The sequence below is a fragment of the Enterococcus hulanensis genome (genome assembly GCF_005405485.1).
In the GTDB taxonomy this organism is placed as follows: Bacteria; Bacillota; Bacilli; order Lactobacillales; family Enterococcaceae; genus Enterococcus_A; species Enterococcus_A hulanensis.
On the sequence record NZ_BJED01000009.1, the window covers coordinates 12,893 to 37,231 of the forward strand.

Here is a 24,339-nt window from a genome sequence, read left to right on the forward strand (position 1 = left end):
TATGGATTCTATTAACTCCATTCTTTCTTTAAGCGTGCTTTGTAGGAATTGAATCTATCTACTAAAGGCACGGCGGCTTCTTTAATGGCGCAATATTTGTCGACCATTGTTACGATGTAGCCTTCCTTATATTTCGGTGGTGTGATCGTTGCACCCCACATATGTTTGATAATAATATCACGTTCAAGGTCAGACAAATCGGTGATCTTCTCCGCATTCTTCACAGCGATCCGTGGATGCATATAAGCATGTGAGCCTTCATCGAACTTCGTTGTCCGCCAGTCATAGTAAAACAAGTCATGCAGCAGGCCTGCGCGAGCAGTCGCTCTGGCATCGCCGTTAAATTGTTTTGCTAATTTGTAGCTATTATAAGAAACACTGATAGAGTGTTCCAATCGTGTTGAATTCATATGCTGAGTGTAATTTGCTAATCTTTGTACTTCGTCGGTAGCTAATAAATCTTCAATATAAGAAACGTATTCTTCATCGTCACGCCAATTTTCTGCCATGGATAGAAAGCCCCTTTTCTCTGTTTCTGTCGCCCATTATAACACGCATTCAAAGTGGTGAATAGGCTTCCAAGGTCTTTGTGAATAAAGTTTAACAGTTCCTTAATAACAGTTACCAAATTGTGAATTTTTACTTAAATAAGTGGAACATTAAGATGCCGGCCGCGATCGCAACGTTTAACGACTCAGCTTGACCCTTGATCGTAATGTACAAATTCTGATCCGTCAGCGCTAATAACTCCGGCGACATGCCTTGTCCTTCATTCCCCATGACTAGGGCAAAATCAGTCATTTTCTCCACAGCTAGATAATCCTTCGCCTCTTTATCAAGTGCTGTACCTAAAACTGGGCTGCCGGCTTGTTGGAATTGCGGAATGATCTCTGCCAGCTCGCCATGTTGGACAGATAGATGGTAAAGGCTGCCCTGTGTACTGCGCAAGGTTTTTGGATTATACAGATCAGCACTCCCTTGTCCTAAGATGACACCGGAAAAACCAGCCGCATCCGCAGTCCGGATCATCGTACCGACATTGCCGGGGTCCTGCACATTATCTAATAATAGCCAAGCACCGGAAAAATCACGGCTCTCCTCCTGCGGCATCTCCGCCACAGCAATCATCCCCTGTGGCGTCGGCTGACTGGCTAAAGCCTTCAAGATCTCGTCAGAAACTAGATAGTAATCCGTTAGGTTCGCTTCGATCCATTCGGACCATTCGTTCAAGCCCCGCTGGCTGATAAATACTTCCTTTAAGACGACACTCGCGGCTTTGGCTTCTTGGATCAAATGAAAGCCTTCCAATAAATAGCTTTGAGTTTGCTGGCGGTATTTTTTCTGCTGCAGCTTTTTGGTTTCTTTGATCAATGTATTTTTACTCGATTGAATCTCTTTCAAGATGTTTGCCTCACTTAATTTAGATATTATTTTTTCTCTGAGTTAGCTCCGACTGTTATTATAGCACGCGAATTCTTGTCTCAACCAGCAAAAATCGTTATCATGGATATAAGAAATAATTAGGAGGTTTTCTTATGAAGATGCATATAAATGTTACTGGACGTGTTCAAGGCGTCGGCTTCCGCTATACCACGTATCAAATGGCCGTCGAGATCGGGCTGACTGGTACGGTGAAGAATGAAGACGATGGCAGTGTGACCATCGAAGCCGTTGGTACCAAAGAACAAATCACCGAATTTCTAGGAAAAGTCAAACAGCCGCAAAATCCCTTTGCCAAAGTTTCGCATATTGAACAATACGAAGACCCTGCCATTAAAGACTATGATAAGTTCAATGTCGTCTATTAAAAAATTGACAAGGTTCCCTTACTTTTCTCGAATTAGATTGAAAAGCCTTGTGTTATCTAGTATAGTATTTCCTGTATAAATTTTTATTAGCAGAGGAAGAAATAAATGACAAAATTTAAAAATTGGCTTTTGGGCTCCGGCCTTTTGGGTGTTCTTTTACTCCTTTCGGGTTGTGTACGAATGGATAAGGATGGGACCCCTGATACGTCCGGTCTAGTCTATCGCATGCTGGTTGTTCCACTAGAGAACTTTCTTAACTGGATGGTTAACAATTTCAACTGGTCTTACGGTTTAGCGATCATCGTTTTGACGATCATTGTCCGTTTGGTCATTATGCCTTTGGGAATCAACCAATCGAAGAAATCTTTGATTCAATCAGAAAAAATGCAATCGATCAAACCGCAAATCGATGCGGCGCAAGAAAAAGTAAAACAAGCATCTACACAAGAAGAACAAATGGAAGCACAGCGTGAAATGCAGGCAGTCTACAAAGAAAACAATGTCAGCATGATGGGCGGCATGGGTTGTTTACCGTTACTGATCCAGATGCCGATCTTCTCCGCACTGTATTACACGGCTCGTTTTTCAGAAGGTATCCAGCATTCGACATTCATAGGCATAGACTTGGCGAAACCAAGCTATATCTTAGTAGTCGTCGTAGGTGTCGCTTACCTGCTGCAAGGATACATCTCATTAATCGGTGTGCCAGAAGAACAGAAGAAAACAATGCGCAGTATGATGATCGCCTCTCCATTGATGATCGTCTTCATGTCATTCACTTCGCCTGCCGGAGTGGCGCTTTACTGGGTAGTCGGTGGTATCTTCAGCTGTCTTCAAACCTTTATCACTAACGTCTTGATGCGTCCTCGTATCAAAGCGCAGATTCAAGAGGAATTAAAGAAAAATCCGCCAAAACAAGTGGTCACAAAACCAATCAAAAAAGCGGAACCGATCCAACCGAAACAAGTCAATCAACCAAAGAATAAAAACAAGAACAACAATACTGGCAACGGACGTAATGCCGGTAAACAAAAACGGAAATAATAAAAAAGCTGTTTGCAACGATTGGAACTGACCCAGTAAACTGAAACAAAATAAAAAAGCATCTCTAGTTGAATTCACGTTAAAATGAATTTAATATGGAGGTGTTTTTTATATGGAAACTAGAGTTGCTTACCCAATTGAAATTAAGAAAAAAGCTATTCAACGTGTCTGTGTGGAAAATAAATTTAGATATGGCTACCGATCACCAGAGGTATCATTATCACTCCAAATTTCATCGCAACACGTTAGCAAGACGCGTAAGCTACAACTAATGATCGCTTTGTTCCTCAGGTCATCGCGTTAGTTCAGCTTTGGCTCAATTTGAAATGTTCTGTTCCTAACAAAATCTATTCAGTTTTCAAAGGTCAATTTCTTTTACACAAATAGATACTTAATTTGGTAGTAAAATGAAACCCTTATACATTATTTTTCAAAATGAAATAGAAATGTAAAATCCCCATAGTCCTTCTTTGACTTCAAAAGAGACTAAGGGGATTGCTTATATTCAGTTCACAGATCGTAGTTCTTTATTCTACCCATATAGATCATTGGTGCTTGAGCAATAATTACAAGTTCATTTTCACGAGTGCTAGAGATTTTGCAGACTATCCATTTTACTAATACCAGAAATCATCTTTCTTTTTTAATTTCTTATCTTGTACATTCTTTGTATGCTTACGTATACCAAAAATCTCATCCTCTTTGGCAACAGTTGGGTCGAACCAATCAGCTTTAGCTTTCGCCCATGTGATCCATTCTTCCGAATACTTTTCTTTACTTTCTGATTTTTCGGCAGCACTTATTAAGTTTCTAATTCGACGAGATTTTTCATAATCGTCAGCTTCATTTAGTAAAAAGTTTGTATTATCAATTTCAGCATTATATCTGTCTCTTTGCTCATCCTGTAATTGTAGTGCTTCTAGTTTTTTTAATCTTTCTTCAGCTTCTTTAATACTCTTCTTTCTGGAAAAATCAGCTGCTTCATAAATGGCAATTACTATTTCATCTAGCCTATCTTCAATCTTAGTCGATTTAGAGTCTCTAAAAAATTTGTTATTGGATAATTTGAGACTCAGTTTCCCATTGAAATGGTAATCATATTTTCTGATTTTCGGTTTATAAGCTGAAGGTCGGCGTTTCTTCTCTTCTTCATACTTCAACATTTCCATCTTTTCTTTATCTGAAAGGACATGAGGTACCTTATCTTTAGCCTCTGAAAAAGAATATCTCACATCCGCTCCTTTTATTAAAAAAAAAGATTCCTCAGAGCTTGTAACAAGGTCTTCAGAACTTAACGCCCTCATTAAGGTATCTACAATCCTGCTCCTTCTTGCAACTCCTTCTTCTGAAAGTTTGTCAGCATCCATCGGTGGATCACCAAGCTCATATTTTCCCAACCCTTCACTAAGATTTTCGGCGTAGGCTTTTTGCCAGTTGGTAATTATTGCTTGTTGCCGGATTACTATAGGGTTAATCCTTTCATCATGATCAGTTAATTCAATTTGATCAGCAATCGTAAGAACTTTTTTAAACTCCTGATCATTCAAAATGTCTATTCGTTTTCCCTTGGATGCTACTTTTTCTGGAAAAGACAATTCTTTATTTCTCTTACCTGAAATTTCATTCGGATAATTTCCTTTTAGTAGAGGGGGACGCTTAACCTTTGTTCCTGAACGAACCTTTGACCAATAACCTATTGGCGGAGTGGGAATTCCTAAAGATTCACACACTTTACGAATTGTCTTATCTGAAACGTGATATTTCTTTGCGACATCTTTTATTGGTCTTTCCCAAACTTCCTTGTATAGTTGAGTACGATTATAATCCTTATGTGTTTTATTGCGGTTTTGATCTGAATCCGTTTCGCTTTCACTCAGGATTATTTGCTCATTGGGATTACCAGCCAACTCAATAACATCTACTGATTTTCCACTCCACAATTTTGCCCAATAGCCTGAAGTTGGGATGGGAATATCCGCTTCTTTAACTTGTTCTAAAAACTGTTTATAAGGAATATCATACTTCCTAGCAACTCCAGCTGCAGAAATGCTCCAAATCTCATCATACAGCTCTTTTCTTGTAGAAATATGTTTAACACTCTCTTTCACCTGAGACACCCCTTTTTAAATCCTCTTTTTTATTTTGATGGACAAGAAAAATTTTGCTACAAACGGTATTCGAACTTTAAACTCAATCTGTATTGAATTTACTTGATTAAGCAATGATTCACTCAAACTGCATAGCAAACATTTTCATATCATTTATTACTAATTATTTCTAAACATTACTAATCTTTCCATAATTGTAAGTAATTATTTGTCCAAGCGCAATCATAAAGAATGCAAGCGTCTACCTCAAAATGAAGAATTAAGAAAGGCTTCACGAACTCGCTCAGCTTTGCCAGTTTTTCTCCACGCTTTAGCGTGATTAGAAAAATGGTATATCATCGAAAATACAGATAAATTCTGTCAAGAATTTATCCACATCAACTGAGAGATGACTAGCGTGATTAGTGGAATGGTATGCGCAACGATAATCAGATTCATTTTTCATGATTTTAAAAAAATGATTTCTTAGCTAGGAGTTAGCTGAGCACCAAGTAGGTACTATTCCATATCAGCTCCAAAAACCGATCGCTGTGTCTCACAGCAATAAGACTAAAATTTTGATAAGTTGTCAAGAAACACAGCGATCTTTAGGAACTGATGGCGATTATTCCAACTTGGCGCTTCTCAGACTTAACAAAATTTTCTTACTCGCGATATGCTCGTTCTGCTTAATGCTAATTTAGTAGCAACTGGCTGGGTCACACCGTTGTGTAGAAAAGCTAGTTCATGAAGCTAGACAGCGAAAACTTTAATATTAGTGCTGTCTATATAACGAAAACCATCGCTGGTCGGCGATGGTTTTTTTCGTAGCTCAAGTAAAGGTTCATTCACTTAACTAATAACCCTTTTGATAACTTTAGTATAAAAGCGGAGAAATAAACTGATTCAACATTCACACGTGCTATTACACGTGCTAAAATGATTGTATTTTAAAAACCTTATCTCCTATACTGATTCAAAAGGAATGATCAACTTGGTAATTTATTATGCCGTGTTCAGCTTTGCTGAGGATGGGATCAACGTTGTGTTTCCAGATTTAGACAATGCCGCCACGTTTGGTGAGAATATGCACGAGGCACTGTATATGGCAAAAGACTTACTTGCTGGTTGGCTCCTCGATGCTGAGGATGAAAAAGAAGCTTTTCCTGTGCCCTCTGATCATCTGAGTATCCCTGTAGCACCAGAAGATTTATTGATCCCAATTGAAATCGATCTGGCATTTTATCGCAAAAAATTTAACAGCAAGCCCATCAAGAAAACATTGACTATCCCAAGCTATCTAAACGATCTGGGCAACGAAGCAAAAATCAACTTTTCAGCTACACTAACTGAAGCTCTGAAAGAGAAATTAGAAGTTTAGCCTTTGCTAAACTTCTTTTTCTACAGAAAAAAGCTACCTCAAATTTGAGATAGCTCAGTGTATCTAAGAATTCTTTTACTGTTCATGATGATTATTTCAGCCTTTACCTCAAAATATCGATCAAATCTTTCTTGGCTGCTTCTGATGCCGGCATGACTGAGAAGATCAAGCCGATTCCGCTGGAAACGCCGACTGCTAGACAAACAGTGAACAGGTCAACCGATACGGAGATATCCATCGCACTGCCGATCGCATAAGCAACGAGCATTCCTAACAGATAGCCAATGACTCCTCCAACCAGTGTCAAGGTCATTCCTTCTAATAGAAATTGCATACGAATCGCCCCGCGTGTAGCACCCAACGCCCGACGAATCCCGATTTCTTTTGTCCGTTCCGACACTGAGATATACATCATGTTCATGACGCCGACACCTGCGATGAATAGGGAAATCCCCGCGACTGCACTGATGAACAGGGTGATACTGCTTAATACTTCACTGATTCCATCGGTCATCATCGCCATATTCGAAACTTGGTATTCCCCTTGCTGACGCATCGCACCAGCAGATTCCAGCTTCTTGATTGCTTTATCTGCGACCTTATTCAGCTTGCTGCCATCCGCTAGAGTAAGAACTACTGCGCTGGTATCCTGCTCGTTTCCGAAGAAGTGAATATAGGTTTGACGCGGCAGCAGTATTTTAGTCGTACCTTCAGAAAACATCGTTTCTTCTTGTCCAGCCGGAAAGACACCGATGATCGTAAAGACCTGCTTATCGAGTTCGAAGCCGCGACCCACTGCACCTTTAGCAGAGCCATAGAGATCCTTTGCTAATGAAGCATCGATCGTAATGACTTTATTTTGGGTTTGATTATCGTAAGCACTGATCGCTCGTCCATAACTGACAGGATCGCCATCCTTCGAAACAACCCCTACACGATAATTTTTAGTTTTATCCTTTACCTTGATTTCTTTGTAAATATAAGATAAATCGTTTTTGGGATAGGAGACCGCTTCGACTCCTTCAACATCTTTCAGCAGACTAAAATCAGAGGCCTGGATCATGTCAACATTGGAATAATACAAGGCATCATTGCCGGGTATAAAATTAATATCGACCTCCAGCTTATCCGATTCTTCGGCAGTTAGACTTTCGATCGTGTCGCGCTCAAAGCCGCGGCCAATCGATAAAATGGCAATTACTGCCGCAATCCCGATGATGATCCCAAACATCGTCAAGGCACTGCGTTTCTTATTCTTAAAAATTGATCCCAAAGAGGAACGCCAATTTACATAGAACTTCATTCTTCGGTCACCGCCCTATCTTCAGTGATCGCACCGTCTCTGATCTTGACCAGACGTGTACAGTAGGGAACGACTTCAGGATCATGGGTCACTAGAAAGATCGTCGCATGATCACGACGATTCAACTCCTTAAACAGCTCCATAATTTCATTGGAGGTATGCGTATCCAATGCTCCCGTCGGTTCATCCGCGATGATAAACTTCGGCTGATTGATCAACGCCCGGGCAATAGCGACCCGCTGCTGCTGTCCGCCGGAAAGCTGGCGCGGATGCTTCTCCGCTTTGTCAGCGATTCCGACCTTTTCCAAGGCCAGCATGACCTTTTCCTTTGTTTGGTGGAAGCCGTAACCATTATAAAGCAGCGGCAGCTCCACATTTTCATAGACTGTATAATTTTCAATCAAGCTGAAATTCTGGAAGACGAAACCCACCATTTCGTTCCGCGTTTTGGATAAGCGATCATCAGTCGTAGCAACCAGATTTTCATCTTCAAATAGATATTCACCCTCAAATTTCGTATCAATAAACCCCAGCAGGTTGATCAAGGTGGATTTCCCTGAGCCTGACGGACCCATCACCGCGATCATTTCACCGGCATCCGCTTTTAGATTGATATCCTTTAAAACATGCAGCGCTTCTTCATCGTTGCGGTAATACTTGTTGATATTTTTCAGTTCGATCATTTAATCCACCGCCAATTCCTGACCATCGCGCAATGATTTGTCAGGATTTGAAATAATGCGGTCGCCGTCCTTGAGACCATCCTTCAAAATGAAATAATCGCCTTTATCTTCGGCTTGGATAGTCACTTCCCGAACCTTTCCTTTGCGGTAAGCAAAGACATATTGGGTATCACCGGTTTTTCTGACTGCTTTTTTCGGTATTCGAATCTCATCTAGCGGCAGCACAACCTGAACATTGTAGCCGTATTGCAGATCCTCGGTTGGTTTCACGATAAAGCTGTAATTAGACACTGCGCTCGTTGCCGCAGAACCTGCTGCTCCAGCTTGACTAGCCGCATCACTGGATTGATCCGGTAATTTATTGACATGAGTGATCGTGCCGGCGATCTCTTGATTCGTCGTGATCGGTTTAATCGTCACTGCCGCATCTTGACGCACCTGCGGATAATCATATTCGGAGGCTTTTGCTTCGACCGTGATTTCATTGCTGACGACTTTTACGACTGGCACTGACGGATCGTTCTTGCCTTTTTCGTTGATATACGCTGTTCCCTTTGCTGCACTGGCGATCGTTGAGCTGACTTTACCGCGCATCGTATTCACACTTTGTGAAGCCGAGCTTAACTCGACATTCGCACTTTCCAGTGCTTGTCTTGCTTGAACTACCGCATCGGCGGCCGCATCCAAACTGCTTTCATATTGCGTCTGTTCTTGTTTGTATTGTTCCTTTTTAGCGGCGCCCTCTTCGCTATTTTCATTGGTATTATTGTAATTCGTAATGGCGTCATTCAATTTTTGCTGTTCCTTGGCTTGCTTATCTTGCGCGAGCGCCAATGATTCCTGCGCGTTTGATACAGCTAGATTCAGTTTATCTAGATTCGTGCTTTGTTCATCTGCCTGCTCTTGATATTCTGTATTGGTGTAGCTTAGCAGCAGCGTTCCTGAATCGACCTCTTGGCCATCCTGAACATTGATCTCAGAAATCTTTCCAAGGGTTTGATCCAAAAAATAATCCTGTGTATGAGTCGCTTCCACGACGCCGTTAAAGGTCAATGGATCAGACTTTTTCAAGGTGACTGTTTGAAATTTGTTATCCTTAACATTATTGCTCTTCATTTGAGAATAAACGAAAGCACCGATAAACAGCACTAACGCGAGAACTCCCGCAATGATACTCCAACGGATCTTTTGTTTTTTCGTCATTTTCTTTTTTGTCATTGGCTACTCCTCTGGGTCTGCTTTAAATAGGTGAACGATAACTAAAATAGCTGGGATCAGGAAGATAAACTGGAACACAACACCGATGATCGTGGTCACAAAGGAAACGTTGACACCTTCTACTTCCATTTTAGGCTGCATAATCAAATTGATTGCTAAGCCTAGGGTACTCCAACCAATATAAACGTAATAAGGTACTTTTGTTGGTGCAATTTCATCAGCCAGTTTCTTATTCGCTTTAAAATAAAGAATCACTAAACCAATCGAAATAACTAAAGATAAGACAGAGATAACTTTAGTCATCGGATTATTCATATAATCAAACATCTGCTGACCATAATCTCCTAACACTTCAAAATTGCTCATTTTAGGATTTAAAGATTTTGGCAGACCAAATATCCCTGTGGCTACAGAAATTAGAGATAATACAATCAACACCATATTCCACGTTTTTGCCTTCTTCAAATGTTTTTCCATTTCATCACTCCATCCAACATGTTTTCAATCATTCATGAAAATATTGCAACAACCCTAGGCAAACATTTCACAAATTATTCCTCATTATACTACTAAATCCCTTCTCTTTTGAAGAATATTCCTAAAAAATAAGATTTCCATCCTAAATGCCTGCGATTATGAAAAGTAATGCTTCAAGGCGTTTATTCTATCAATCCTAACTTATAAGTTATAGCCAAATAATCATGAGAATGATAGACAGAAATAATGAGATGTGCGCTGCTGTAATCAACACGAAATAATGAAACAAACGCATTTTTAATGTCTATTCAATAAAAAAATCGATCGCTAGTTATTTTCACTTTTTTTCAAAACCCAATCGGAAAAAACATATTTTTTTTAAACCTAAGAAAAAAATAATACGGATATTGATCCTATTTGATCAGCAGATAAGCAAAATATGGCACAAAAAGGATTGCTAAAAAGATCACTAAAAAGATCAGAAAAATTAAAAGGTTTTTTTCGATTTTGCCTGTCCAAGACGAACGCCAGTAATCCCATAACATATCCCGAAAATTGAACAATCAAACAGAAAACTATCAAAATGCAAGGGATCATTGGTGATCAATCCACCGTTATGAAATCCTCCTGGAGAAATAAATCCAGGAAAATCAACTGGTAATTTGAAGGATAACAACAATTGACCTAAATTTATAATGAGAATGACCAACATGCTCATAGCCAAAGTATCCGTAACTTTTTTCTTCTCAAACTGGTCACGGCGATATACTCCTGTCACCACTACTTTAATCAACAAAATCATCCCTGCAATAGAATAGGTACGCAATCCTAAAAAGACAATAAATAGTAGCAAACTAAGCATCATTTCTCCTCCTTTCAGATCCCGATTATGACCGGAACAAAGGTAAGCAACATTGAGATAATGAATACTGGCAGGAGGTTTTTTCTAATGAAGAAGGTCTTGGGCAATAGTCCATAATTAAGCTGACCGAGCTTATAAATAAATCCAATCAATGCGAAAGTAAAATAGTACACTGTAGACTTCAAAAGTCGTGTAGCCGAACATCAGAATAGTGTAATGGTTAGCCCGGAAAAGATTTTGCAGGATTTCAGGCAGGAATAAGCGAGGCATGCTCCAGCGCACAGCTATCAAGATTAAGATAATGCCAGCACTGATCAGCACTGTTTCTATCAGCATTTTTTTCTCTCGTGGATTAATCGAGTGATTCTTTACTAAACTCTTTATTGAATAGTAAGCAGGAATAAGCGAGCTTAAACCTAAAACAAAAACCGGAAAAATGATAAAGTTTATGACGCATTTTACAAGTAGTTCCATAATGATTCACCGTCCTTTTCTTTTTTGTAAAGATATCTTTACATAAACCTTACTACTCTCAGTTTAATAAGTAAAGATATCTTTACAAAAAATCAGGTAGAGTCATTATTCTTCCATTGACCACTCGTACTAATTCAATATAAAAAAGACAGCCTAAAATTAATATAGACCGTCTCACTCTCTTCTGATTTCACAGATATATTATTCACTTTTTAGTATTGTAGCCTTATATCCTTTTATCTTTCCTCTATATAAAAGAACCCCGCAAAAGACTGCTGCAATGAAGCAAAGACTCGCATTGATTTTAAGTAAGCCCAATAGTTCGCTGTTTTGCAATCCTAGAAAATAATTACTAAAGAAATGGAAACTCATTGGAATCAGTAAGTTGGTATTTTTTTGGTAAAGAAAAGTCATGATGATCGATTGAGATACACACCACAAAGTGAAAAATAGAATGTAATACACCAAATCAATTCCACTGTATCCAGACATCAGCCACAATGGGAAATGCCAGCCTGACCAAACGAAACCTAGAATGATTGACGCTGTTAATGGTTGATGTGTTTTTCCTAATTCTTCTAACAGAAAGCCTCGCCACCCTAATTCTTCCCCTAGTGGTCCTCGAACCACGTGACTCAACGCCGATATTAATAAAAAGCTTGGTGTCAAAATAATCAACTCATGAAGCGGCTGCTTCAATAGATGCGACATGATAAGCAGCGAACCCAGCAAAAGAAGCAAATGAATCCCGACAACCATTTCTACTGCCTTTAATTGCAGCGGAGTTGAAAACTTTTCCTTAATGAACGTGCTCAATTTTGTTTCCGGACGAATTTTTTTCCAAAATGCGACTACTACAATCGTTGGTGTCCATGACGAAAGAATCTGTAAAATAGTTGAAGGCTGTTGGCTTTTAGTTGCAAACATTACTGCTCCAATCAAAAGGATAATCCCCCAGAAAATCAAATACGTCCGAATAATATACTTTCTTGCTGTTTTTGTCATAATAAAAATCTCCTCTATTTGCTTGATGACTCAAGTATAGAGGCGGGGGTTACACCCAGGTCAAGGGACTATTTTACCGGAGCAAATATTTCTAAAACAGCCTGCTCTATGTTGTCCTGATAAGTAATCATTTTAGTCAGGACAAACGCTTGTCCTACGGGAACCAGCTTTTTACTATGGGCAAAGTTGGCGATTTTCTCAAACATTTGTTGAGGAATCTCTTCACTGCCTTCCTCATTCAGTCTTTCCGCAACGATCGTATTGATGCATTTAGGGAAGTTCAAATACTCTTTTCCATCCTCAAGCCGATTATCGCCAACCTCTTTGACGATCAGCATTCTGGATTGGGTAATTCCCGTTTCATCAAATTCAAAACTGCGAATAATAGAAGAAAGAATATCCTCTTCCTTTGAACAACGATCCAAAATTTGACTATATTCAGCGAAAGCATCAAATTCACTAAACGATCCTAAAACCTCAAAAAGAGGCATGCGTTCTAACGACAAATCATTTTCATGCTGAAGCAAACGTTGGTGAAATTCCTCTAGCTTATTGATTCTAGCCAGAATCCCTGAATAGTGCCGCACAAATTCTTCCATTTCGGCACTCTTTTTTTCCATTAATTTTGAAAAATCCACCTCTGCAAAGTTTTCTTGTAGATTTTTCAGCTCATTGATGGAAAAGCCGCGTTTTCGGTAAAAATCAATCGTCAGCAGCCGATAAATATCCGCAAAACGAAATTGACGGTAATTATTGTAGGTATCCTTTTCGGGTTGGATCAACCCTTTCTGTTCATAATGACGCAAGGTATCGCGCGTCATTCCAGTAATTGATAATAGATCATTGGTTTGATATTTTTCTTCCATCCCTAACTCCTTTTCACACTTTCCTATAATTTATTTCTCCAACAAATTCCCCAAGATTTCTTTTTCCGCAAATAGCGCGGTAGCTCCGCCCGTGTGCAGGAAAATCACTGGACTGCCTTGTGGAATGATCCCTTTTTTGATGTAGTCCAGCATTCCGGCAAAAGCCTTCCCTGAATAAACTGGATCTAAAAACAAGCCTTCTTCTCTGGCCAACAAGCGAATCGCGTCATTGGCCGCATCGCTTGGCATCTCATAGCCGGGAAGATAATAGTTGTTATCATGTTCAAAGTCATCAGCGGTCAAGCGATCAGCAGCACCCAGCTGTTCTAAACTTTCATTCGCTAGTGCCGCAGAGTTTTCTAAATAGCTCGCATCATGTCCGATCACATCAAAGGAGACCACACGCATTGGATGATCCAACAGCTTTTTACCAGCAACCAATCCCGCCATCGTTCCGCCAGAACCTGTCGCATGGATTAAATAATCAAATGATTGCCCAACTGCTTTCGCCTGTTCCACGATCTCAACGAAACCGTCGATAAATCCTGTCGTTCCGATCGGGCTCGCACCGCCCATCGGGATCTCGTAGCAACGATGCCCTTTCTCTGTTAAACGAGCCATATGTTCGCGCGCTAATTTGACCGAACGCGCATCCACCTCAGCATCTGATTCGCCTGGATTCTTCAAAATGACGTGGACCTCCGCACCTAAAATTCTATCCAGCAATAGATTGCTGCGAAGATCATTTTCATCCGGTTCAACATAGGCCACCAGATAGAGAATAGGCGTTAGACCTTCTTTGCGGCAGGCCTCCACCGTCTGCAACGCGTGATTGGATTGGGTCGCACCAAATGTAAAAATATACTCCGCCCCTTGCTCCTTAGCATCGCCGATCAGATACTCGAGTTTTCTGATCTTGTTTCCGCCAAATAAGCTTTGCCCTGAAAAATCCTCTCGTTTGATAAACAGATCGATGCCGAGCTTTTTAGACAGATTCTCCAGTCGATAAAAAGGTGTCGGATAAAAACCTAAATTTGCCTTTGGTTTCTTTTTCAACAGTTGCTTTACATTCGTTGGTTCCATTGCCATCCTCCTAGCTTGTTTCTCTTTGATATACCTAGTATATAGTAGATAACTTCACAGTTGCATATTGATTCAGTCTTTTTAGACACGAAAAAAGACGCCCATCAGCAAACCTGCTAATAGAGCGTCTCATTTTTCATTGTATAACCCGTACGGGATTTGAACCCGTGCCTCCGCGCTGAGAACGCGGCGTCTTGACCCCTTGACTAACGGGTTAGGATTTTCTCAACAGAAAGAATTATACTGCTAAACGATTTTTTTAGAAAGTATTTGCACTTTATTTCTGCAAATTATTAAATATGTGTTTATTTACCCATTCATGTTGTTTATATGCTTATTACGTGTATAATAGGTTGTGTATTCAAGTCATCGCTTTTCGGTGAGCTTGAATAGCTCAGGAATAAAAAATAATTCATTTTTTCTCAAAGAAAAACGAATGCATTACTAGGAGGACCTATGAATCTATCACAAAGGCAAGAGAAAATCATCGAGATCGTCAAACGCGATCAACCGCTGAGCGGCGAAAAGATCGCCGATCATTTGGGGATTTCACATGCTACTTTACGAACCGACCTCTCCTTCTTAACAATGGCAGGTATTTTAGAAGCGAGTCCTAAAGTTGGCTACACCTATACAGGTGTGGGCATCGAACAATTTCTGTTCGATAAAATCTTTTCTGTAAAAGTCGAAGAGATTATGCTGTCACCCCTGCTGACACCGCAAGACACCTCTATTCATGATGCGATCACCAATATGTTCATGTATGATGTCGGCTCGATTTATGTAACGGACAAAGAGCAGCATCTCGTTGGACTGCTGTCTCGGAAAGATTTATTGCGAGCATCATTAAACAGCAACCTGCAAAACACTCCAGTCGCAGTCGTGATGACCCGTGCACCTCACCTGCAAACCTGCACGAAGGATTACACGATCTTAGAAGCTGGCGCGGTCTTACTGGATTATCAAGTGGATTCGCTGCCGGTAGTCAGTGAAGACGATTCGAAAAAAGTGATCGGAAAAATCACGAAATCACGGATCTTCAATTATATTATGCAGCAAGCAAAACAAACTGAAACCAATCGATAGGAGCGAAAAAAATGAAAAAAAGTGTCCCATTATACATGATTTCTGATTCTGTCGGCGAGACCTCGCTGAAATTAGTTAATGCCGCAGCAGCTCAATTTCCTACTGTGAATTTTGATTTGTCTTATCGTTTCCCATTTACTAAAGATGAAGATGAACTGACAGGTATTCTTAGCGATGCCTTAAAAGACAGCGCCGTTGTGGTAACGACCTTAGTCAGTGACAACCTGACCCAGATCGTCGAAGACTTCGCTGAACGCACAGGTCTGCAATACATTAATTTAATGAGTCAGTTCATGGATATCGTTCACCAAAAAACCGGTGTCGCTCCATTGCAGCAAGCAGGTGTCGTACACAAACTGAACCAAGAATATTTTGACCGTGTTGCAGCGATTGAATTTGCTGTGAAATACGATGACGGAAAGGATGCGAAAGGCTTTTTAGAAGCGGATCTTGTCTTATTGGGAATCTCTCGTACTTCAAAGACGCCTCTAAGCATGTATTTAGCGAATAACCGCATCAAGGTAGCCAACCTGCCATTGATTCCAGAAGTACCGTTGCCGGAACAAATCAAAGCGGTACCAAAAGATAAGATCGTTGGTTTAGTCATCGAACCGGAAGTTCAGAAAAAAATTCGAATGAGCCGCTTGAATTCATTAGGCTTAGCTGAAAATTCCCGCTACTCAGATATCGACCGCATCAAAGAGGAGCTAGATTATGCTCTAGGGGTTTACGATGAGTTGGGCGCCTTCACACTAGATGTCACCAATAAATCGATCGAAGAATCCGCAACATTGATTTGCGAACATTTGGACAACTTCTTATAAAAGTTGTCCTTTTCCTATCGGTTTTTATTGGGCAAAAGGATACACGGCAGAAAGATTCCATCATTATTATGAATAAGGAGCAGATTTATGCTATCGACCCGTGAAAAATATTATCAAATGTTGGAAAAAGAATTTAGTACCAAGGAGGCGGTCATGACCGAGTTGATTAACTTAGAAGCTATCATGCATCTGCCCAAAGGAACCGAACTTTACATCAGTGATATTCATGGGGAGTTCACCGCCTTTGATCACATTTTACGTACTGGTGCTGGGAATATTAAGGAAAAGATCAGCTTGCTCTTCGGTGACCGTTTGACGGAGCATGAAAAGGACAAATTAACGATTCTGGTGGCCTATCCGCGAGAAGCGCTGGAGGATAAGGTCTTTTATGATTACCGCGACCGTTCTTGGTATCGAAAGAAGATTCGTCAGCTGTTAGAGCTGCTGGCTTTTTGCTCGACTAAGTACACCCGTTCAAAAGTTCGGAAAGCCTTGCCGAAGCAATACATGTATATCATTGAAGAGCTGATGTATACTGACACAAATTATTCTGATAAGGCCGCCTACTTCGACCAAATCTTGGCACACCTGCTGGATTTAGAACAAGGCAGACCCTTTATCATTGCTTTATGTCAAAGTATCCAGCGTTTAGTCGTGGATCACTTGCATGTCGTCGGCGATATCTATGATCGTGGACCAGAAGCGGATAAAATCATGGATAAACTGTGCCAGCACCCTTCTGTTGATATTCAGTGGGGAAATCACGACATTCTATGGATGGGCGCTTACGCAGGCTCTCGTGCCTGTCTGATGACGCTACTGCGGATCGCCGCGCGTTATAATTATCTATACGAGATTGAACAAGCCTATGCGTTGAACCTGCGTCCTTTGTTTATGTACGCGGAGGAACACTATCAGAAAAATCCGATCTTTACACCGAAGGAAAAAAGCAGCAGTGAAAGCTATTCGATCGAAAGCTTAGACAGCTTAGAAAAAGTGCATCAGGCTTTGTCGATTATTCAGTTTAAATTAGAAGGTCAATTGATCAAACGGCATCCCGACTTCCAAATGGAGGATCGTTTGCTGCTTGAAAAGATTGATTTCGATAAAGAAACGATTCAATTAGCGGGAAAAGAATATCCCTTACAGGGAAGCTGCTTCCAAACCTTGCAAAAGGATGTCCATAAACTGACCGAGCAGGAAGAATATGTGGTGGATACATTACTGACCTCCTTCCAGCAATCAGCTAAAATGCAGGAGCATATGCAGCTGCTTTTAGATAAAGGCTCGATGTATCTGGTTTATAATCAGCATCTGCTTTTTCATGGATGTCTGCCGTTAAAGGCTGATGGGAGCTTCCTTCCTCTTAACGTTGATGGAAAAGATTATGGCGGAAAAGATCTGTTGAACTTTTTTGAAGAACAGATTCGTTCCGGCTGTCAAAGTCAGACAAAGGATAGTTCTGCGGCAGATTGGATCTGGTATTGCTGGACGGGCAAAGTTTCACCCCAGTTTGGCAAAAGTGCCATGACCACTTTCGAGCGCTATTTCATTGCGGATAAAAAGACTCATAAAGAAATCAAAAATCCTTACTATCAATTTCGCGACACCCATGAGACTTGTCAGATGATCTTAGAGGAATTTGCTTTGTATTCGCCAAACTCCCGCATCATCAATGGACACACTCCGGTGAAGGTCAAAAGCGGCGAATCACCCATCAAAGGTGAAGGCATGCTATTCGTGATCGACGGCGGGCTATCAAAGGCCTACCAAAAAACAACCGGAATCGCTGGTTACTCGCTGCTGAACAATTCTTACGGATTCCAGCTCGTCACCCACGATCCATTTGAATCCGTCGAAAATCTATTAGCAAAACAAGCGGATGAAACATCCTTGAAACGAGTGATCGACAAAGACTTGAAACGCATCCTCATCAAGGACACGACGGTCGGCGATAGTCTCGAAGAACAGATCGAAAACTTGACCGGCTTATTGAATTATCAAGATAAAAATGACAACACGGGAAACATCAGTGATTGATGCTGCCCGTGTTTTTCTGTATAGTGGATGCGAGGTGAAAAAATGGTTTCCGCATATATTAATATCTTTTTTATTTTTGTTTTGATGTTCATCGGCTACTTTTTAACATATAAGCAATGGTTCTCAAACCAAATCGGCGATGCTTTTTCCAAGCTGGTCTTACAGATCGCCTTGCCCTGCAACATGTTTTTGACGATCACTAAAAATTTCTCCCGCTCGGAATTTCTCCATCTCGTTGGCGGAATGGTGATCCCGCTCCTGTCGATCCTGCTGACTTTTGCGATCAGCTTTATTTATCGGCGCGTCTTTCGAATCACACCTACTCGTAAAGGGATCTTCTCAACGATGTTTACCTGCTCCAATACAATCTTTATCGGGTTGCCCATCAACTTGGCGATTTTTGGTGAACAGGCGGTTCCTTATGTCCTGCTCTATTACATCGTCAATACGACAATCTTTTGGACACTGGGTATTTACTTCATCGCTCGCGACAATCCTCAGATCGAACAGGCGACAGTCAACTTTCACCTAGTTCCGATCTTGAAGAAGATTTTTTCTCCGGCACTGCTGGGCTTTTTGATTGGCTTGTGTGCTGTGCTGATAAATTTCAATGTTCCCAATTCAATCGCGACCTTCTTAGACTACCTCGCGAATTTGACCACCCCGCTATCAATGTTTGTGATCGGCATCATTGTTTACAATGTCGGGATCAAAAATCTGACACTGAACAAAGATATTATCGGTGTGATCGTGGGACGTTATGTTATTTCGCCTTTAATCGTTTGGCTCTTAGGTCAATGGATCAGCGTACCGCCCTTGATGCTTTCCGTTTTCATTATTCAAGCTGCCATGCCAGTCCAAAACTCTGTGCCGATCTTGGCTCGTTCTTATGATGCCGATCAGCAATTTGCCGCTTCATCATTAGGCTATTCTGTTCTGCTTTATCTCGCCTATATTCCGCTATTATTGAAATTGATACTATAAAAGCCTTCGAGTGGATTGCACTCGAAGGCTTTCTTCTATTTTGTAATGATCTTATCAATACTTGCTAAAGCATTCGCCATCCGCGCAATGATCGCCAATTGATTCAAACGGTTATCACGAACTTTTTCATCGTCTACCATGATCATCGTTTCATTGAAGTAACGTTCGATTATTGGACGCAGATTCGTCAAGGTTTGATAATTCTCGGCCATGCTTTGGTTCGCAAATTCATCTTCAGCTTCTTTGGCTGCAGCGTATAATTCCTTTTCGCTGTCGTTTTCAAACAGCTTAGGATCGACTTTGAAGTTGATCGTTGTTGGGTCCATCTTCTTCGTCAAGTTGATGACACGAGTCAATGCTTCCATCGCTTCTTTAAAGTGGTCATCGGTCAAATGCTGATCAAAGATTTGCGCTGTCTTGAAGACTTTGACCAAATCACCTTGGTGAGAATCCAATACCGCATCGATGATATCGTGACGGACATTGTACATTTGCAGACGTTGTCGCATCCGGCCTTTGAAGAATTCGATAAATTCTTTTTGGTCGCGATTGAAATGAATCCCGTAATCTAAGACATCCTCGTTGATTGCATCCACGATCGCTCCTTGCATGTCGGTGAATGGGAAGGTCCAGCCTTGTGCTTCGACGATTCGTACGATCCCGTAAGTTTGACGACGCAATGCGTAAGGGTCATTTGAGCCGCTTGGGATCATGCCTACCGCGAAGAAGCCTAGTACGCTGTCAATCTTGTCGGCAATCGCTAGAACAGCACCAATCGCTGTTTTAGGCAATTCACCCTCAGATGAGATCGGCAGGTAATGCTCACGGATCGCTGTAGCAACAGCGGGTTTTTCACCTTTCAATAGGGCATATTTTTCACCCATGATTCCTTGCAATTCAGGAAATTCCCCGACCATGTTCGTCACTAAATCAAATTTGTAGATTTCAGACGCACGTTTCAAGTCAGCGAGTTCTTCGTCACTCAATTCCACTTGTCCGCCAATCACTTGACTGATCAAGCCAACCCGCTGCATTTTTTTATACATGCTGCCGATTTTTTCATGGAAGGTAACATTTTTTAGTTTTTCAACGCAGTCTTCGATCGATAATTTCTTATCTTCTTCAAAGAAGAACTCGCCATCTTCTAAACGTGCCGCTAAAACTTTTTGGTTTCCTTTAACGACATTATCCAGCTTCACGCTGTTTCCGTTACGAACAGAGATAAAGTGCGGCAGCAGCCTGCCTGCTTGGTTGCGTACTTCAAAGTAGCGTTGGTGTTCCTTCATAGAAGTAACCAAGACTTCTTCTGGGATGGATAAAAAGCGTTCTTCAAAATCACCGACAAACGCCGTCGGATATTCCACTAAATTCGTTACTTCCTCTAGTAAATCAGGATCAAGCTCGATCACCCAGCTATTTTTTTCAGCGATTTCTGCGATTTGCTCCTTGATCATTTGTTGACGTTTATGAGCATCCGCGATCACGAATTGTTCTTCCAGCTTCGCTTCGTATTCACTTGGATCAGCTAGTTCAACTTGGTCGCCTAGGAAACGATGCCCCTCTGTTGTCCGGCCAGTCGTAACATCCAACAATTCAAATGGAATCACTTCTTCATCCAGCAAAGCAACAATCCAGTGAATCGGACGAATGTATTCGAACATCGTGTTGCCCCAATGCATCATAGTTGGGAAGTTCATGCTCTTCACTACATCTAACAGTCCGGTTAAAACTTCCTTGCTTTCTTTTCCATGAATGTATTTTGTCACATACACATATTCCACACCATTTAGCTCACGGAAAGTAATCGCGTCTGTTGTTAGGCCTTGTCCGCGAACAAATCCTTCCGCCGCTTTACTCCAGTTGCCTTCAGCGTCCAATGCGATTTTCTTCGCTGGACCTTTAACTTCTTCTTGGACGTCATCTTGGCGATCTGGAATATTGGTCACCCGAATCGCTAACCGACGAGGTGTTGAGAAGGTTTCGATTGATTCGAAGGTTAAGCTGTTTTCTGCTAAAAATTTTGAGACTTTTTCTTCTAATTGTTTGATACTTGGCCAAACCACGTGGGCTGGCATTTCTTCTAAACCGATTTCTAATAGTAGATTTTTCGCCATCTTATTTGCCCTCCTGATTCAATAATGGGAAGCCTAGTTTTTCCCGTTCAGCTACGAAAATTTTCGCAACAGAGCGAGCCATGTTGCGGATTCGCGCCAAGTAGCCGGCACGTTCTGTTACTGAAACAGCCCCGCGTGCGTCTAGTAAATTAAACGTATGGCTGCATTTTAAAATATAATCATACGCTGGATGCACGAGATTCTCATCGATACAGCGCTTCGCTTCTTTTTCAAATTTTTCAAAATTGTCTAGCAGCATTGCTTGATCGCTTTCTTCAAAGGAATATTTTGAATGTTCATATTCCGGCTGTTTGAAGATTTCACCGTATTTAACACCGGCACTCCATTCCAAATCGTAGACACTGTCCACTTCTTGGATATAGGAAGCCAAGCGTTCCAATCCGTAAGTTAATTCAGAAGTTACTGGATGACATTGCAATCCGCCGACCTGTTGGAAATACGTGAACTGGGTGATCTCCATCCCATCTAGCCAAACTTCCCAACCAACACCGGCACAACCCATTGAAGGATTTTCCCAGTTGTCCTCTACGAAACGAATGTCGTGCTCTAATGGATCAATTCCCAATAAACGCAAGCTGTCTAAATACAATTCCTGGATGTTTTTTGGTGAAGGCTTCATCACCACTTGGAACTGATGATGTTGATACAGACGGTTTGGATTTTCACCGTAACGTCCATCAGCCGGACGACGTGAAGGCTCCACGTAAGCGGCACTCCATGGTTCCGGTCCGATTGCTCGTAAAAAAGTATACGGACTCATCGTTCCCGCTCCTTTTTCCGTATCATACGCCTGCATCAGCAGACAGCCATTATCTGACCAAAATTTTTGTAACGTCAAAATCATTTCTTGCACAGTTAATTTGCTCATTCTTTTTCCTCCTGTTGTTTTTATGTAATTTTTTACTGGTGTCCTTCATAACTAAGTAAAACTGGAAGCTTGCAGGGCAGCTAGCACATTTTGAGGCGATTCCACTAATCAAACTGAAAATAAGGAGCAGAACTCGCAGTCGACTTAAGAACTTAAGGATCATAAATTTTTTGCAAAATTTATCCTTATCTTCGTCGACATATCATCCAACTAAACCATTTGTCACAATGTTCAATACAAAAAATCTATTAAACTTCTCAGCTGATACGAAACTGCGAAAAGTTGGACTGACAGCTAACTCATTCAAAGGTATTCATTTTTCGAAAAACGTGAAAAATGAACCCGATCCTCACCACGCATACGATTCCACTAACCCGCACTGAAAGTATGGAGCAGAACTCGCAGTCGACTTAAAAACTTAAGGATCATAAATTTTTTGCAAAATTTATCCTTATCATCGTCGACATATCATCCAACTAAACAGCTTGTCCCGAAGTAAAGAAAAAATTCCTTTTTAACCTTCTCATCTTAAACAAAACTGCGAAAAGTTGGACTGACAGCTATCTTGGCATTAAGGACACATTTTTCAAAAAAACTTGAAAAATATCTCCATCGTCGTTTCGCATACGATTCCACTAACCCGCACTGAAAGTATGGAGCAGAACTCGCAGTCGACTTAAGAACTTAAGGATTATAAATTTTTTGCAAAATTTATCCTTATCTTCGTCGACATATCATCCAACTAAACCGCTTGTCCCGAAGTAAAGAAAAAAATTTTTACCCTTCTCATCTCAAACAAAACTGCGAAAAGTTGGACTGACAAAAAAACGTCCCCATGCCGAAAAGAATAATCGGCATAGGGACGTATCAACGCGGTTCCACCCTACTTCCAAGCAATTGCTTGGCAGCTTTAACTAAACGTGCTCACAAACGCCAACAAAATTTGTTTCCCTGCTTGGCTTCCACCGGCCCAAACTCGCTGTGATTTCCACAAATTTCTAAATTTGATCATCGCACCTATTCAACTTGGTTCTATAATAGCGACACCGAACCCCTTTTGTCAAATCTTTCTGTTATACGAGTTACGCTTTTCACAGTTTTTATAGTATAAGATGTTTGATTAATACATTAGATCAATCTTACAGATAAGTCGTTTAGCGGAATCGTATGCGTACGAAAATGGATTTATTTTTCTGCTTTTGGAAAAATAAACTCCTTAAAAATGAGCTAGCTAAAAGGAATCGGCTGAAAAATACCATCCTTCAATTGCATCGTTTCTGTAAAACCGAGAGATTTTAATAATTCAACGGTCTCTGGAAAATGACAGGTCAGCGTGGTCGTCTCATGACTATCACTTGTAATGATCACTGGACAGTCCCGCTTCTTCAACTGCTTCAGCAAAAATGGATTCGGATAAGGCGTCGTACGCCAGTTACGAGAAATCGCGCCAGTATTGATCTCCACCATGCCATCATAGGTTTGAATAATATCGACAACATCATTCAGCGCCTTCAAAGCGATCGCCTGATATTCTCCGCTGTCTTCATCCAACCAAGGATTTTTTTCATTAAATTTCGTGATCAAGTCAAAATGACCGACGATCTTTGAATGATTCTGATGAATGTGCCGCACCACTGTATCATAAAAATCGCGTACCATCTGCAGCTTATCTCCCTGATACCACTCATCCAAAGTCTTCATTAGACTTTCCGGACTTTCATCGACACTGCGAAAAATGCCTTGACGCGGCGGAAAATAATGAACTGAGCCTACAGTATAATCATAGCCGTCAATCGGATCGGCACTGTAATAATCCCACTCAAGTCCTATGCTGATGTTTAATTGCCCTGCTAATTTTTCCTTTAATTCCCGCAAAGCCGCTTGATAAGCTACTTCATTTTTCACCCCAGGACAACTAGGATCAAAAAGTGCTGGTGAATGACAGGTAAAACCCAAATCCGTAAATCCTAGATCAATCGCTGCTTGCGCCATATCTTCCAAGGTATCTTTTCCATCGCACCATGTGCTGTGAGTGTGGGCATTTGAATAAAACATCGCTGATTCCTCCTAATTCGTTTCAGGGTGATCATTTTTCTAAAAATAAATCGACT

General features: G+C 41.0%; 22 protein-coding genes and 1 tRNA gene. 7 read left to right on the top strand and 16 right to left on the bottom strand.

The genetic code is table 11. The features are described 5' to 3' along the window. Positions 1-11: 11 nt before the first annotated feature. Both FFR60_RS11120 and FFR60_RS11125 read right to left on the bottom strand, forming a co-directional pair. The gene (locus FFR60_RS11120; RefSeq protein WP_088931856.1) at positions 12-509 is read right to left on the bottom strand and encodes an HD domain-containing protein; all 498 of its coding nucleotides are present in this window, start codon (positions 507-509) and stop codon (positions 12-14) included. 130 nt (positions 510-639) lie between these two features. Beyond that, a complete protein-coding gene (locus FFR60_RS11125; protein WP_171004920.1) occupies positions 640-1,401 on the bottom strand; it encodes a TrmH family RNA methyltransferase in 762 nt (253 codons plus the stop codon). Between the two features lie 134 nt (positions 1,402-1,535). Between FFR60_RS11125 and FFR60_RS11130 the strand changes: the two genes are divergently transcribed. Then, positions 1,536-1,808 (top strand): acylphosphatase, encoded by a 273-nt coding sequence (locus FFR60_RS11130; protein WP_088931854.1) that lies wholly within the window; start codon positions 1,536-1,538, stop codon positions 1,806-1,808. Positions 1,809-1,913: 105 nt separating this feature from the next. After that, positions 1,914-2,852 (top strand): membrane protein insertase YidC, encoded by a 939-nt coding sequence (gene yidC / locus FFR60_RS11135; protein ID WP_088931853.1) that lies wholly within the window; start codon positions 1,914-1,916, stop codon positions 2,850-2,852. A gap of 617 nt (positions 2,853-3,469) precedes the next feature. Here yidC and FFR60_RS11140 read toward each other — a convergent pair. Beyond that, positions 3,470-4,960, bottom strand: coding sequence for a hypothetical protein (locus FFR60_RS11140; protein ID WP_249354993.1), 1,491 nt, complete (start codon positions 4,958-4,960; stop codon positions 3,470-3,472). A gap of 964 nt (positions 4,961-5,924) precedes the next feature. On the opposite strand from FFR60_RS11140, the gene FFR60_RS11145 reads away from it, so the two are divergent. Beyond that, on the top strand, positions 5,925-6,320 hold the full coding sequence (locus FFR60_RS11145) for a type II toxin-antitoxin system HicB family antitoxin (protein WP_307723316.1): 396 nt from the start codon (positions 5,925-5,927) through the stop codon (positions 6,318-6,320). Positions 6,321-6,423: 103 nt separating this feature from the next. On the opposite strand, the gene FFR60_RS11150 is transcribed toward FFR60_RS11145, so the two are convergent. The 10 genes from FFR60_RS11150 to FFR60_RS11195 all read right to left on the bottom strand — a co-directional run bounded on the left by FFR60_RS11150 (position 6,424) and on the right by FFR60_RS11195 (position 14,507). Continuing rightward, a complete protein-coding gene (locus FFR60_RS11150) occupies positions 6,424-7,623 on the bottom strand; it encodes an ABC transporter permease (protein WP_137664228.1) in 1,200 nt (399 codons plus the stop codon). Next, the gene (locus FFR60_RS11155) at positions 7,620-8,306 is read right to left on the bottom strand and encodes an ABC transporter ATP-binding protein (protein WP_088931850.1); all 687 of its coding nucleotides are present in this window, start codon (positions 8,304-8,306) and stop codon (positions 7,620-7,622) included. The genes FFR60_RS11150 and FFR60_RS11155 overlap by 4 nt, the downstream gene beginning before the upstream one ends. Beyond that, positions 8,307-9,524 carry an efflux RND transporter periplasmic adaptor subunit gene (locus tag FFR60_RS11160; protein WP_137664229.1) on the bottom strand — a complete coding sequence of 406 codons (1,218 nt, stop codon included), beginning with the start codon at positions 9,522-9,524 and terminating at the stop codon, positions 8,307-8,309. Positions 9,525-9,527: 3 nt separating this feature from the next. Further along, complete coding sequence (locus tag FFR60_RS11165; RefSeq protein WP_137664230.1) at positions 9,528-10,001, bottom strand: hypothetical protein; 474 nt, start codon at positions 9,999-10,001, stop codon at positions 9,528-9,530. 487 nt (positions 10,002-10,488) lie between these two features. After that, positions 10,489-10,866 carry a hypothetical protein gene (locus FFR60_RS11170; protein WP_137664231.1) on the bottom strand — a complete coding sequence of 126 codons (378 nt, stop codon included), beginning with the start codon at positions 10,864-10,866 and terminating at the stop codon, positions 10,489-10,491. A 129-nt stretch (positions 10,867-10,995) separates the two neighbouring features. Continuing rightward, on the bottom strand, positions 10,996-11,199 hold the full coding sequence (locus tag FFR60_RS11175) for a hypothetical protein (protein WP_137664232.1): 204 nt from the start codon (positions 11,197-11,199) through the stop codon (positions 10,996-10,998). 339 nt (positions 11,200-11,538) lie between these two features. Next, positions 11,539-12,342, bottom strand: a complete 804-nt coding sequence (locus FFR60_RS11180; protein ID WP_137664233.1) for a CPBP family intramembrane glutamic endopeptidase — start codon at positions 12,340-12,342, stop codon at positions 11,539-11,541. A 68-nt stretch (positions 12,343-12,410) separates the two neighbouring features. Then, a complete protein-coding gene (locus tag FFR60_RS11185) occupies positions 12,411-13,208 on the bottom strand; it encodes a MerR family transcriptional regulator (protein ID WP_137664234.1) in 798 nt (265 codons plus the stop codon). A 30-nt stretch (positions 13,209-13,238) separates the two neighbouring features. Next, positions 13,239-14,291, bottom strand: coding sequence for a 1-aminocyclopropane-1-carboxylate deaminase/D-cysteine desulfhydrase (locus FFR60_RS11190; RefSeq protein WP_137664235.1), 1,053 nt, complete (start codon positions 14,289-14,291; stop codon positions 13,239-13,241). Positions 14,292-14,435: 144 nt separating this feature from the next. After that, positions 14,436-14,507: transfer RNA gene (locus FFR60_RS11195), tRNA-Glu, on the bottom strand. Between the two features lie 240 nt (positions 14,508-14,747). On the opposite strand from FFR60_RS11195, the gene FFR60_RS11200 reads away from it, so the two are divergent. From FFR60_RS11200 to FFR60_RS11215, 4 genes are all read left to right on the top strand, one after another. After that, positions 14,748-15,377 carry a CBS domain-containing protein gene (locus FFR60_RS11200; RefSeq protein ID WP_088931844.1) on the top strand — a complete coding sequence of 210 codons (630 nt, stop codon included), beginning with the start codon at positions 14,748-14,750 and terminating at the stop codon, positions 15,375-15,377. An 11-nt stretch (positions 15,378-15,388) separates the two neighbouring features. Beyond that, the gene (locus FFR60_RS11205) at positions 15,389-16,201 is read left to right on the top strand and encodes a pyruvate, water dikinase regulatory protein (RefSeq protein WP_088931843.1); all 813 of its coding nucleotides are present in this window, start codon (positions 15,389-15,391) and stop codon (positions 16,199-16,201) included. Positions 16,202-16,288: 87 nt separating this feature from the next. Next, positions 16,289-18,241: a fructose-1,6-bisphosphatase gene (locus FFR60_RS11210; protein WP_137664236.1), complete on the top strand. Its 1,953-nt coding sequence runs from the start codon at positions 16,289-16,291 to the stop codon at positions 18,239-18,241. A 42-nt stretch (positions 18,242-18,283) separates the two neighbouring features. Beyond that, positions 18,284-19,225, top strand: coding sequence for an AEC family transporter (locus FFR60_RS11215; RefSeq protein ID WP_137664237.1), 942 nt, complete (start codon positions 18,284-18,286; stop codon positions 19,223-19,225). A 35-nt stretch (positions 19,226-19,260) separates the two neighbouring features. On the opposite strand, the gene glyS is transcribed toward FFR60_RS11215, so the two are convergent. The 3 genes from glyS to FFR60_RS11230 all read right to left on the bottom strand — a co-directional run bounded on the left by glyS (position 19,261) and on the right by FFR60_RS11230 (position 24,283). Further along, complete coding sequence (gene glyS, locus FFR60_RS11220; RefSeq protein WP_137664238.1) at positions 19,261-21,339, bottom strand: glycine--tRNA ligase subunit beta; 2,079 nt, start codon at positions 21,337-21,339, stop codon at positions 19,261-19,263. Between the two features lies 1 nt (position 21,340). Further along, a complete protein-coding gene (gene glyQ / locus FFR60_RS11225) occupies positions 21,341-22,228 on the bottom strand; it encodes a glycine--tRNA ligase subunit alpha (protein WP_088931839.1) in 888 nt (295 codons plus the stop codon). Positions 22,229-23,455: 1,227 nt separating this feature from the next. Then, a complete protein-coding gene (locus FFR60_RS11230; RefSeq protein WP_137664239.1) occupies positions 23,456-24,283 on the bottom strand; it encodes a histidinol-phosphatase in 828 nt (275 codons plus the stop codon). Positions 24,284-24,339: the final 56 nt, after the last annotated feature.